Consider the following 13,659-nt stretch of genomic DNA (forward strand, 5'->3'; position numbering starts at 1 on the left):
ATTTATAGCACTATAAGAATTCAACATTAGTCTAATTATTAGATTTAATGATCAAATAATATAAAATTAAAATATGGAAAAAGATGGAATATCAATCTGCAAATAGGTAGATTGATTAAAATTAAAGTTAATTTTTTGTATTATTAAAAAAATAATATTTATAAAATATTGATAAAGACATAAAAGATTAATAATTTACATATTAATGCCTTTCTTATTCCTTAAATTTCTTTCATTTATTTTTTCACATAAAAAAACACCCCCTTCTTTGAAGGGGGTGTTTTAGAATTAATGAGCTGGCGATGACTTACTCTCACATGGGTAACCCCACACTACCATCAGCGCTAAGAGGTTTCACTTCTGAGTTCGGGAAGGGATCAGGTGGTTCACTCTTGCTATTGTCGCCAGCACAACTGTTTATGATTACTTGCTATGGTCTTACTTAGATGCCTAGCTTTCTTCAAATGAGTTATTAACAGGTATATCTGAGTTAATTTAAGGTGTTCATTGTATCTAGCTTTAGAACTAAATCAAGTTTCTTTGATTATTTGTGAATCAATTGATGCTTGATACAACAACTGTTTGGGTGTTGTATAGTCAAGCCTCACGAGCAATTAGTATTGGTCAGCTTCACATATCGCTATGCTTCCACATCCAACCTATCAACGTCGTAGTCTTCAACGGCTCTTTAGAGGACATATAGTCCTAGGGAAATCTTATCTTGAGGTAGGCTTCCCGCTTAGATGCTTTCAGCGGTTATCCCTTCCGAACATAGCTACCCGGCGATGCGACTGGCGTCACAACCGGTACACCAGAGGTTCGTCCACTCTGGTCCTCTCGTACTAGGAGCAGATCCTCTCAAATTTCCAGCGCCCACGGTAGATAGGGACCGAACTGTCTCACGACGTTCTAAACCCAGCTCGCGTACCTCTTTAAATGGCGAACAGCCATACCCTTGGGACCTGCTTCAGCCCCAGGATGAGATGAGCCGACATCGAGGTGCCAAACACCGCCGTCGATATGAACTCTTGGGCGGTATCAGCCTGTTATCCCCAGAGTACCTTTTATCCGTTGAGCGATGGCCCTTCCATACAGAACCACCGGATCACTAAGACCTACTTTCGTACCTGCTCGACTTGTGGGTCTCGCAGTTAAGCGCGCTTTTGCCTTTATACTCTACGCGTGATTTCCGACCACGCTGAGCGCACCTTCGTACTCCTCCGTTACTCTTTAGGAGGAGACCGCCCCAGTCAAACTACCCACCAGACATGGTCCTCGCTCCAGATAATGGAGCAGAGTTAGAACCTCAATATTACCAGGGTGGTATTTCAAGATTGGCTCCACCGAAACTAGCGTCTCGGTTTCAAAGCCTCCCACCTATCCTACACAAGTAAGATCAAAGTTCAATGTCAAGCTGCAGTAAAGGTTCACGGGGTCTTTCCGTCTAGCCGCGGGTACACCGCATCTTCACGGCGAATTCGATTTCACTGAGCCTCTGCTGGAGACAGCGCCGCCATCATTATGCCATTCGTGCAGGTCGGAACTTACCCGACAAGGAATTTCGCTACCTTAGGACCGTTATAGTTACGGCCGCCGTTTACTGGGGCTTCGATCAAGAGCTTCGCTTACGCTAACCCCATCAATTAACCTTCCAGCACCGGGCAGGCATCACACCCTATACGTCCACTTTCGTGTTTGCAGAGTGCTATGTTTTTAATAAACAGTTGCAGCGGCCTGGTTTCTGAGGCTGTCATCAGCTCAAGGAGCAAGTCCTATCACCAACAACAGCGTACCTTCTCCCGAAGTTACGGTACCATTTTGCCTAGTTCCTTCAGCAGAGTTCTCTCAAGCGCTTTGGTCTACTCGACCTGACCACCTGTGTCGGTTTAGGGTACGATTCCAGTATAACTGAAGCTTAGAGACTTTTCCTGGAAGCATGGTATCAGCCACTTCGCTAGTAAACTAGCTTGCTATCAGTTCTCAGCATAGAGTACCCCGGATTTGCCTAAGATACATGCCTACAACCTTCCACCTGGACAACCAACGCCAGGCTGACTTAACCTTCTCCGTCCTCTCATCGCATTATACTGAAGTATTGGAATATTAACCAATTTCCCATCGACTACGCCTCTCGGCCTCGCCTTAGGGGTCGACTCACCCAGCCCCGATTAACGTTGGACTGGAACCCTTGGTCTTTCAGCGAACGGGTTTTTCACCCGTTTTGTCGTTACTCACGTCAGCATTCGCACTTCTGATACCTCCAGCAGACTTCTCAATCCACCTTCATCGGCTTACAGAACGCTCCCCTACCACTTGCAATAAATTGCAAATCCGCAGCTTCGGCATATAGTTTTAGCCCCGTTACATCTTCCGCGCAGGCCGACTCGACTAGTGAGCTATTACGCTTTCTTTAAAGGGTGGCTGCTTCTAAGCCAACCTCCTAGCTGTCTATGCCTTCCCACATCGTTTCCCACTTAACTATAATTTTGGGGCCTTAGCTGGCGGTCTGGATTGTTTTCCTCTTGACTACGGACGTTAGCACCCGCAGTCTGTCTCCCGGATAGTACTCATTGGTATTCGGAGTTTGCATCGGTTTGGTAAGTCGGGATGACCCCCTAGCCGAAACAGTGCTCTACCCCCAATGGTATTCGTCCGAGGCGCTACCTAAATAGCTTTCGGGGAGAACCAGCTATCACCAAGTTTGATTAGCCTTTCACCCCTATCCACAAGTCATCCCCTGGCTTTTCAACGACAGTGGGTTCGGTCCTCCAGTTAGTGTTACCCAACCTTCAACCTGCTCATGGATAGATCACCTGGTTTCGGGTCTATACCCAGCAACTAAACGCCCTATTAAGACTCGGTTTCCCTACGGCTCCCCTATGCGGTTAACCTTGCTACTGAATATAAGTCGCTGACCCATTATACAAAAGGTACGCAGTCACCGAACAAGTCGGCTCCCACTGCTTGTATGCATGCGGTTTCAGGATCTATTTCACTCCCCTCACAGGGGTTCTTTTCGCCTTTCCCTCACGGTACTGGTTCACTATCGGTCAGTCAGGAGTATTTAGCCTTGGAGGATGGTCCCCCCATATTCAGACAAGGTTTCACGTGCCTCGCCCTACTCGACATCATTATGTGTGCCCTTTCGTGTACAGGACTATCACCTACTATGGTTGCACTTCCCAGAGCATTCCACTAAAACACACATAACTTAATGGGCTGTTCCCCGTTCGCTCGCCGCTACTGAGGGAATCTCAATTGATTTCTTTTCCTAAGGGTACTGAGATGTTTCACTTCCCCTCGTTCGCCTCGTAACACTATGTATTCATGTTACGATACCTAGCTTATACTAGGTGGGTTTCCCCATTCAGAAATCTCCGGATCAAAGGATATTTGCCGCCTCCCCGGAGCTTATCGCAGGCTATTACGTCTTTCATCGCCTCTGACTGCCAAGGCATCCACCACATGCACTTAATTACTTGACTATACAACCCCAAACAGTCGCCCATTTCCTACAAGTGAAAATGTTGCGTTGCGAACTTAATCGCCACAGTTAGAGTTTTGTAGATTTAACTACAGTACAGCTTCAATTAGATTCATATACCAAAACGCTTGATTCAGTTAATTTCGCTAGTAACTCATTTAATCAGTCAACTTCAGAATTACTTCTTTAGTCTTCCTTTTAACGAGTATGAACAAATTATTTCAACTCAAATATATTCTGTTAATGATTCACTACGTCTTCGTCAGATCGCAGTCAACTGTGATAAATCACAGAGATTAATAACAATGCCGCGCATTATACGCCACCTTATCACTAAGCTCTATAAGCTATCCAACTGTTTGCTTACTATGTATTCATTCAAATACATGGTGGAGACTAGGAGAGTCGAACTCCTGACCTCCTGCGTGCAAAGCAGGCGCTCTACCAACTAAGCTAAGTCCCCAGCTTATCATTTAGATTCAATGTACCTTTCTAAGTCATGGTGGGTCTGACAAGACTTGAACTTGTGACCCCACGCTTATCAAGCGTGTGCTCTAACCAACTGAGCTACAGACCCTCAGATACATCATAATGAAGAACAACTTGTTGTGGATTCTTACCAATCGTCAATCTTTCGTTAAGGAGGTGATCCAGCCGCAGGTTCCCCTACGGCTACCTTGTTACGACTTCACCCCAGTCATCGGCCACACCGTGGTAAGCGTCCTCCTTGCGGTTAGACTACCTACTTCTGGTGCAACAAACTCCCATGGTGTGACGGGCGGTGTGTACAAGGCCCGGGAACGTATTCACCGCGGCATTCTGATCCGCGATTACTAGCGATTCCGACTTCATGGAGTCGAGTTGCAGACTCCAATCCGGACTACGATCGGCTTTTTGAGATTAGCATCCTCTCGCGAGGTAGCAACCCTTTGTACCGACCATTGTAGCACGTGTGTAGCCCTGGTCGTAAGGGCCATGATGACTTGACGTCGTCCCCGCCTTCCTCCAGTTTGTCACTGGCAGTATCCTTAAAGTTCCCGGCATAACCCGCTGGCAAATAAGGAAAAGGGTTGCGCTCGTTGCGGGACTTAACCCAACATCTCACGACACGAGCTGACGACAGCCATGCAGCACCTGTATCAGAGTTCCCGAAGGCACCAATCCATCTCTGGAAAGTTCTCTGTATGTCAAGACCAGGTAAGGTTCTTCGCGTTGCATCGAATTAAACCACATGCTCCACCGCTTGTGCGGGCCCCCGTCAATTCATTTGAGTTTTAGTCTTGCGACCGTACTCCCCAGGCGGTCTACTTATCGCGTTAGCTGCGCCACTAAAGCCTCAAAGGCCCCAACGGCTAGTAGACATCGTTTACGGCATGGACTACCAGGGTATCTAATCCTGTTTGCTCCCCATGCTTTCGTACCTCAGTGTCAGTATTAGGCCAGATGGCTGCCTTCGCCATCGGTATTCCTCCAGATCTCTACGCATTTCACCGCTACACCTGGAATTCTACCATCCTCTCCCATACTCTAGCCAACCAGTATCGAATGCAATTCCTAAGTTAAGCTCAGGGATTTCACATTTGACTTAATTGGCCACCTACGCACGCTTTACGCCCAGTAAATCCGATTAACGCTTGCACCCTCTGTATTACCGCGGCTGCTGGCACAGAGTTAGCCGGTGCTTATTCTGCGAGTAACGTCCACTATCTCAGAGTATTAATCCAAGTAGCCTCCTCCTCGCTTAAAGTGCTTTACAACCAAAAGGCCTTCTTCACACACGCGGCATGGCTGGATCAGGCTTGCGCCCATTGTCCAATATTCCCCACTGCTGCCTCCCGTAGGAGTCTGGGCCGTGTCTCAGTCCCAGTGTGGCGGATCATCCTCTCAGACCCGCTACAGATCGTCGCCTTGGTAGGCCTTTACCCCACCAACTAGCTAATCCGACTTAGGCTCATCTATTAGCGCAAGGTCCGAAGATCCCCTGCTTTCCCCCGTAGGGCGTATGCGGTATTAGCGTCCCTTTCGAAACGTTGTCCCCCACTAATAGGCAGATTCCTAAGCATTACTCACCCGTCCGCCGCTAGGTCCAGTAGCAAGCTACCTTCCCCCGCTCGACTTGCATGTGTTAAGCCTGCCGCCAGCGTTCAATCTGAGCCATGATCAAACTCTTCAGTTTAAAATCAGTAGTAGCTTATGGCTACCAATCTTGGCTCATCAATTTTCTGACAAATATTTCTCAAATAAACTTCGAGTAATTTCTACCATTCAATCAATGAAAATATATTCGATTGATCAACTAGTAAAAATCCACACAAGTTGTTCTTCATAATCTCTTAATGATCTTTCTAACATCTCGTCAATGCTAGAAGCTGGACTCAAAACACTTGATAACTCAGCGATCCGCTTCGTTCATCACCGTGTATCTCGTCGGTATGGGGTGCATTCTAGAGGATTTTAAAACCTTTGCAACCCTTATTTTCACAAAATCTTCACGGGTGTTTTATTTTTCACCAAAAATACATAAAAAAGGTCTTTTTTAGATATTTTTTAGACATTTTAACGATAATTTTTTTAAAAACATTTAAATTATTTTTTAGAAGACACTTTATTTGTCACTCATAAAAGTATTTATTTTTAGATTTTCCTCTTTTTAATTAGATGTTATAGCTATTTTTTACATATAAAGTTTGTATGACTTCATAAATCATTTCTTCTTTACCGTCAAAACTCTCCCCAGCAAAAAATAATTTAGCTCTTTTAGGTAATTTTTCTTTTATTAAGGCAAAAAGTAAATATGTAGAAGCTAAGTCCAACTCTCTTAATATTTGTATAGTCGTCTTTAATGTATTTTCATCTATAAAAGTAGAATAAAATAAGCATTGTAAAATTTAATTTATTTGATCATCTTGCATGAGATGGGTGTCATAACGCTACATTGTTTTATAACCTTGACCTTTTTATCTCTATAATTATTGCTATTTTTTTAATTTCCATCTTATATTTAAGTGTAAGCATTTGTATTACAGGTATTTTTTTAAACAAAGGCTTTAAATTAGGATTTAATCGCTTAACTTTAAATAAAAAAAGAAAGAGATCTCTCCCAAAATCTCTTCCTTCTAGTTGAATCTATAAAGATCCAATATCTCGTTATAATTGTTATTTAGCTAAACATTAAAGCATTTATTTCAACGCTGTTTATTTTTAGTTTTTTACCCTCTAGATATGCACAAATTAGTGTCTCCAGATGCCCTAAGCTTAATCCACATCAATCTAAAAATGCAATACCTTTAGGTAAATTTAAGTGCCTTTTTTATAAGGTTTTTTTGAATTTGCTTATTTAAAATATAGATATAAGAACTTCATAAAATAAAAGCAGACCTTAGTCTGCTTTTATTTTTACTTTCAAAGTTAACTTTTATATTGAGAAAACAATCAATCTACAAATGTAACTTTAGCAATAGCTTTTTTACCAGCTTGTACAATAATAGTCTTATTCTCTTTTACAGAATAAGAGGCATCTACAACGTTCCAATCTACTTTAACAGCGCCACGTGCAACTGCATCTTTTGCCTGTGCTGCATTTTTTGTTAAATCTGCTGCGCGCACAATAGAAGCAATAAACATTTCACCGCCAAATTCTGCACGTGAAATTGTTACCTCAGGTGTTCCCTCTGGGAGTTCACCTTCGGTAATAATATTACCTGCACCTTTATGTGCATTAGCAGCAGCATCACTTCCGTGGAAACGTTCTACTAACTCTAAAGCAAGAATCTTTTTCACTTCTTGTGGATTACGACCTTCAGCAACTTCTTTTAACAACACTTGAATTTCTTCAATTGTTTTAAAGCTAAGTAAATCGAAATAGCGTTCAAGAAGTGAATCTGGCATTGAAAGTACTTTCTGATACATTGCACCAGGAGCATCAAATACACCAATATAGTTACCTAAAGATTTAGACATTTTATTTACACCGTCTAAACCTTCAAGAATAGGCACAGTAATACATACTTGTGCTTCTTGATCGTAACGACCTTGTAATGTACGTCCCATCAACAAGTTAAAAGTTTGATCCGTTCCGCCAAGTTCTACATCTGCTTGTAATGCCACAGAGTCATAACCTTGCACCAATGGATATAAAAATTCATGAATCGCAATAGGTTGATGATTATTATAACGTTTTGTAAAGTCATCACGCTCTAACATACGTGCAACTGTTTGCTGTGAAGCAAGTTGAATTAAATCAGCAGCAGTTTTTTGTGCAAACCATTCAGAGTTAAAAACAACTTTAGTTTTATTTGGATCAAGAATTTTAAATACTTGTTCTTGATAAGTCTTCGCATTTTCTAACACTTGTTCACGAGACAATGGTGGACGGGTAGCACTTTTACCAGTCGGATCACCAATCATTGCAGTATAATCACCAATTAAGAAATAAACTTCATGTCCTAAATCTTGGAACACTTTAAGTTTATTAATTAAAACTGTATGTCCTAAATGCAAATCTGGTGCAGTTGGATCAAAACCCGCTTTAATTTTTAATGGACGATTTTCTTTTAATTTCTTCAGAAGATCTTCTTCAGAAATAATTTCATGTGTGCCTCGTTGAATGAGGGCAAGTTGTTCTTCAGCTGGTAGGAAATTCGACATCACAAAATCCGAATACATCAGTTACTTAATTTGTGAGATATACTAACACTTTTTCAGCATATTGCAGGCGTAAGAATAATCATGACAGCGATCTATATTGGAGTAATGACTGGCACAAGTATGGATGGTGTCGACATTGTTGCTGCTTCTTTTGATCCATTACAGCTTCATGCCACCTTATCTTTAGACTTTGATCCTGATTTAAGAGCTGAACTTATGGCACTGACCTTACCTGACGATAATGAAATTGATCGTATGGGAAAAGCAGATGTTGCTCTAGCAAAAATGATTGGACACGGCATAAATACACTTATAAAAGACAATAATTTAGATCGATCAAAAATTAAAGCCATTGGTTCACATGGTCAGACAATTAGACATAGACCAGAATATGAATTTACCTTACAAATAGGTGATCCAAACATTATCACTGAAATAACCCAAATTCCTGTTATTTCAGATTTTCGTCGTCGTGATATGGCTGCTGGTGGTCAAGGTGCTCCTCTTGTTCCAGCATTTCATCAAGATATTTTTCAACATGAAAATATCCACCGCGTTATTCTTAATTTAGGTGGTATTGCCAATGTAAGTTTATTACCAGCAGGAAAACCTGACCAAGTTTCAGGCTTTGATACAGGTCCTGCCAATATTCTTATGGATGGATGGTGTCATCGTTATACAGGACAACCATATGATGAAAATGGTAACTGGGCTGCTTATGGCACACCTATTCGTAGCCTTTTAGATCGTTTACAAGCACATGATTTTTTCTCTAAAGAACCACCAAAAAGTACTGGTCGAGAAGACTTTAATTTAGATTGGTTAGATGAACAAATTGCCGATTGGCGTAGTAGCTTAGAATACGATGAACTTGAAGACACCCCTGAAAATGTACAAGCAACATTAATGAAACTCACCACACGTGCGATTAAAAAAGCAATTTATCGCTCAGGTATGGAAACTGGTGAAGTTTATGTATGTGGTGGTGGTGCATATAACTCACATTTACTTGAACAGTTACGCTGGCGTTTACGTAAACATGAATGGACTGTTCAAACCACAGCAGATTTAGGTTTAAGCCCAACATGGGTAGAAGCAACTGCTTTTGCTTGGCTTGCAATGCGTTTTATAAACCAGTTAAGTGGAAATTTACCCGCTGTTACAGGTGCACAGGCATATAGAATTTTAGGTACGATTACTGCTGTTTAAGTTACTCAAATATAAACAGCATGATTTGTTCAAAATCATGCTGTAGTTATGTATTAATAATTATCATCATTTTCTTATCGTGCTAATAACTCACGTAATGCAGCATCTATAAATGCTGTATCTTCTTCATTCATACCTGCCCCTGCAAAATGCCCCCATACACCAGGTATTACTCTTAGTTCTGCATCTTGCATAAACGACACTTCATATTTTTCATCATCCACTGGAAAATATAAATCACGCTCTGCTGGCATCACAATTGCCTTTGCTTTTATTGAAGATAAAGCTGCTTCATGATCACCATTAAAACCTGGTGTATTACCTACATTACCATGCTGCCATGTCCACAGCATCGTAAGTAAATTATTCGCATCTCGATCATCAAGAAAAAAACCTTCCCAAAAACCAACTAAAAAATCTTCCAAACTTGCATAACCTAACTTTTTATAGAGCTGTTCCCAATAAAATGCCTGACTAAATCCCCAACCTGCATATACACGTGCAGCAGCTCGTAAACCTTTTGTAGGTTGTGTTTGATAATCTCCTTGTAAAAAAGCAGCATCGGTTGTAATTGCGGCTTTCACAGCCTCTAAAAACACAATATTGTGTTCACTTGTACGGGCTGAACCACAAAATGGTAAAATTCTTTGTACCATCTCAGGATAACTAACTGCCCATTGGAAACTTTGCCCTGCACCCATTGACCAGCCAATAACTGCAACTAATGTTTCTATTCCAAAATGCTTTGTTACCAGTTCATGTTGTGCCCGTACCTGATCGTAAACGGTAACATTAGGAAAATGTGATGCATTATAAGGTTCTGGTGTATTTGAAGGAGATGATGAAAGTCCATTACCCAACATATTCGGAACAATAATAAAATAACGCTCAGGATCTAGCGCTTTATCCCTTCCAATGAGCCACTCATTTTCCCAATGACGTCCCGAATACCACGTTGGATAGACAATGGCATTTGTTTTATCCTTATTTAATTGACCATACGTTTTATAGGCAATTTTTGCTTCTTTTAATGTTGCACCATGCTGTAATGTAAAATTATTGATTTGATAAATTTCATAATCTTCAGACATCATTGTCTCCAATAAAGTTAAAAAACATTGGTTTGAGTATCCAGTCCTCCTTTTAATTTTTATGCTGAAATTCTTACTATTCTTTCTCTTTAGATCGCTATTTAACTTATTAGTATTCAGAATTTTTAAATTTTCATTATTTTTACTACAAATCATTTAAGCTTAGTCAGCATAAAACGCACAGAATTTTTAATAAAAAAATACAAAAAAAAGCCCTCAATTTTTGAGGGCTTTTTTTGCTTTTCAGTATAGAAAAACAGAATTCATTCAATATTAAATTGAGAAAGATGAACCACAACCACATGTTGTTGTCGCATTTGGATTTTGCACTACAAAACGAGAGCCTTCCAATCCTTCTAAATAATCAACTACTGAACCCACTAAATATTGATAGCTTAATGAGTCAACTAGCATTTTGACATCACCATTTAAAAATTCAGCATCATCTTCATTTTGGCTTTCAGCAAAATTAAAACCATAAGAAAAACCAGAACAACCGCCACCTGTCACGTAAACACGGAGCATAAGGTCTTGGTTCCCTTCACTGTCACGCAATTGGCGTACTTTATTGGCAGCGTTGTCGGTTAGCACAAGAGCTTGGTCAGTCATGTAGGATTCCTCGGTACTAAAATAGTGTCTTATCAATATTAAGACTAGATTTGCAGTATAACATAATCAATATAAGGACATTAATTCCGAATTAAAGTTTAATCAGACTAATTTAATAAGATTTTAAAAATACGCTCTAAATTTATCTCAAAAAGAAATCTAATCCATATTTTTGTTTTATGCCTTATATCATTTAGAATGGTGCATCTTTTGGCTTAGTTTTGATAATTCAATGATTCAGTTAGATCAACTTTCTATACGTCGCGGTGGACGTGTTTTATTTCAAAAAGCATCCATGCAGCTACATCCAGGATGGAAAATTGGCTTAACTGGCGTAAATGGCGCAGGTAAATCAACATTATTTTCTGCTTTATTGGGTGGAATGGAATCAGATGGTGGTTCACTCACTCGTCCTTCTGTTTGGACGGTTGCCCATATGGCGCAAGAAATTAAAGCCTTAGATATGAAAGCCATTGATTTTGTATTATCTGGAGATAATGAATACTGGGACATTCAACACAAATTAGAACATCCTGAAAATCTCAGCAATGAAGAATTAGCTCATTTATATGGTCGTTTTGATGAAATTAATGGTTATTCAGCTTCTTCAAAAGCTTCTCAACTCATGGCTGGTCTAGGTTTCTTTGAACACCAATCACAACTTGATGTTTCTAGTTTTTCTGGTGGATGGCGTATGCGCTTAAATCTAGCACGAACTCTAATGAGCCGATCAGACTTGCTTCTTCTTGATGAACCTACAAACCATTTAGATTTAGATGCAATTCTTTGGTTAGAAGATTGGCTTAAAGCTTATGAAGGAACATTAGTTTTAATTTCACATGATCGTGATTTCTTAGATGCAATTACGGATCATATTTTACATATTGAAAATCAAGAACTTATACTTTACACAGGTAATTACTCTACCTTTGAACGTACTCGTAGTGAACGTTTAGCTCAACAACAACAAGCCTATGAAAAGCAATTAGAAACACGAGCACATTTACAAAAATATATTGATCGTTTTAAAGCACAAGCAACCAAAGCAAAACAAGCACAAAGTCGTATTAAACAACTTGAACGTATGCAAGAGCTTTCAGCAGCACATGTTGATACACCTTTTACATTTAGCTTCCGTGAACCAACCAAAATGAGTTCACCATTACTTCAGTTAGAACATGCCGATATTGGCTATGGTGACAAACTCATTGTAACCAATGTAAATCTACAAATTACTCCAAGTAGCCGTATTGGTTTACTCGGTATGAATGGTGCTGGTAAATCGACATTAATCAAATCTTTGGTAGGTGACTTAAAACTCTTACGTGGTCACCGTAAAGACTCGGAGTTACTCAATATTGGCTATTTTGCTCAGCACCAAATGGATGCTTTAGATGGCACTGCTAGCCCAATGTTGCAACTCTCACGTATCGCAGATAAAAAAATCAGCGAAGCGACTCTCCGATCTTTCTTAGGAAGTTTTGGTTTTAGTGGCGAACGTATGGATACTCCAAGTGAAAGCTTCTCTGGCGGTGAACGTGCTCGCTTGGCATTGGCACTCATTGTTTGGAAACGTCCAAATGTCTTAATTCTAGATGAACCAACAAACCATTTAGATTTAGATATGCGTCATGCTTTAACAATGGCATTACAAGATTTTGAAGGCGCTGTCGTTTTGGTTTCACATGAACGCCAATTGGTTGCTAGCGTTTGTGATGAATTGCTACTTGTTCATGGTGGTCAGTGTAAAGAATTTGATGGTGATTTAGTCGCTTATGCGGACTGGTTACGTCAAGCACGTGCAGACATGATCAAAAATGGACAAAAACCTGCTGCTCCTGTTCAATCTCAAGTTGAAGTAAAATCTGTTATTTCAAAAACAGATAAAGAAGCACAACGTAAAGAAGCAGCGCGTCGTCGTGAAATCAGTAGACCTATTCGTAAGAATATTGAAAAAAATGAAGCTGAAATTTCAAAAATTCAACCAAGATTAGCTGAAATTGAAACTTTATTGGGAGATACAAGCCTTTATGAAGCTGGTCGAAAAGATGACTTACTCAAACTGATGAATGAACAAACTGAATTAAAAGGTAAATTAGAACAAGCTGAAGAACAGATGCTTGAACTTATGATGGAGCTTGAAGAGTTAGAAAACTCTTTCGAATAACCATCTAAAACCTAATTAAAAAATCGCAAAGTGATCATAACTTTGCGATTTTTTTTATGACCATAACACGTAATTAAAAATGATTTTTTGATTTCAAAAATCTTAACTCTGTAATCTTCCAACCATTGTCATAAATCCAATGTTCTTGAATTAATCGTTTATCTTTGTCCAAGCCAATCAAAATCTGACATTCAGTTTCATCTCGATTAAACTCAAACTCTTCGAATTCGACATCTGGATTTTGTGGTTTCCATACCCCATTTTTTACAGCATGTGCAATTCGATCATAACGAGTATAGTTACTCTCAACTCGCCCCTCTTGCTCATAAATGACTTTAAATTTGTCATGTTCATATTGAGCAAGCACATCATAATTACCTGTAAAAAAAGCATTCGCCCAAATGTCACGGCTTTGTTCTAATAGTAACTCCATCTGTAACATACTCTTATGA

6 protein-coding genes, 2 tRNA genes and 3 rRNA genes are annotated in these 13,659 nt (G+C 40.0%); 2 read left to right on the top strand and 9 right to left on the bottom strand.

The window, feature by feature from the left end:
- Positions 1–294 precede the first annotated feature (294 nt).
- The 6 genes from rrf to tyrS all read right to left on the bottom strand — a co-directional run bounded on the left by rrf (position 295) and on the right by tyrS (position 8,131).
- Positions 295–409 (bottom strand): 5S ribosomal RNA (rrf, locus tag AOY20_RS03880).
- A gap of 184 nt (positions 410–593) precedes the next feature.
- Positions 594–3,485, bottom strand: a 23S ribosomal RNA gene (locus AOY20_RS03885).
- Positions 3,486–3,871: 386 nt separating this feature from the next.
- A tRNA-Ala gene (locus AOY20_RS03890) sits at positions 3,872–3,947 on the bottom strand.
- A gap of 37 nt (positions 3,948–3,984) precedes the next feature.
- Positions 3,985–4,061: transfer RNA gene (locus tag AOY20_RS03895), tRNA-Ile, on the bottom strand.
- 61 nt (positions 4,062–4,122) lie between these two features.
- Positions 4,123–5,660: ribosomal RNA gene (locus AOY20_RS03900) — 16S ribosomal RNA — on the bottom strand.
- Together the 16S, 23S and 5S rRNA genes with 2 tRNA genes alongside form the textbook arrangement of a ribosomal RNA operon.
- 1,256 nt (positions 5,661–6,916) lie before the next feature.
- Positions 6,917–8,131 (bottom strand): tyrosine--tRNA ligase, encoded by a 1,215-nt coding sequence (gene tyrS / locus AOY20_RS03905; protein ID WP_054580643.1) that lies wholly within the window; start codon positions 8,129–8,131, stop codon positions 6,917–6,919.
- A gap of 81 nt (positions 8,132–8,212) precedes the next feature.
- On the opposite strand from tyrS, the gene AOY20_RS03910 reads away from it, so the two are divergent.
- Positions 8,213–9,340 (top strand): anhydro-N-acetylmuramic acid kinase, encoded by a 1,128-nt coding sequence (locus AOY20_RS03910; RefSeq protein WP_054580644.1) that lies wholly within the window; start codon positions 8,213–8,215, stop codon positions 9,338–9,340.
- 74 nt (positions 9,341–9,414) lie between these two features.
- Here the strand turns inward: AOY20_RS03910 and AOY20_RS03915 are convergent, their stop codons facing one another.
- Together AOY20_RS03915 and erpA are read right to left on the bottom strand one after the other, a co-directional pair.
- Positions 9,415–10,431: an alpha/beta fold hydrolase gene (locus AOY20_RS03915; RefSeq protein WP_054580645.1), complete on the bottom strand. Its 1,017-nt coding sequence runs from the start codon at positions 10,429–10,431 to the stop codon at positions 9,415–9,417.
- Between the two features lie 273 nt (positions 10,432–10,704).
- A complete protein-coding gene (erpA, locus tag AOY20_RS03920) occupies positions 10,705–11,040 on the bottom strand; it encodes an iron-sulfur cluster insertion protein ErpA (protein ID WP_054580646.1) in 336 nt (111 codons plus the stop codon).
- A 232-nt stretch (positions 11,041–11,272) separates the two neighbouring features.
- On the opposite strand from erpA, the gene AOY20_RS03925 reads away from it, so the two are divergent.
- On the top strand, positions 11,273–13,207 hold the full coding sequence (locus AOY20_RS03925; RefSeq protein WP_054580647.1) for an ATP-binding cassette domain-containing protein: 1,935 nt from the start codon (positions 11,273–11,275) through the stop codon (positions 13,205–13,207).
- A gap of 73 nt (positions 13,208–13,280) precedes the next feature.
- Here AOY20_RS03925 and AOY20_RS03930 read toward each other — a convergent pair whose 3' ends face one another.
- Complete coding sequence (locus tag AOY20_RS03930) at positions 13,281–13,640, bottom strand: hypothetical protein (RefSeq protein WP_054580648.1); 360 nt, start codon at positions 13,638–13,640, stop codon at positions 13,281–13,283.
- Positions 13,641–13,659: the final 19 nt, after the last annotated feature.

It is taken from the genome of Acinetobacter equi (genome assembly GCF_001307195.1).
In the GTDB taxonomy this organism is placed as follows: domain Bacteria; phylum Pseudomonadota; class Gammaproteobacteria; order Pseudomonadales; family Moraxellaceae; genus Acinetobacter; species Acinetobacter equi.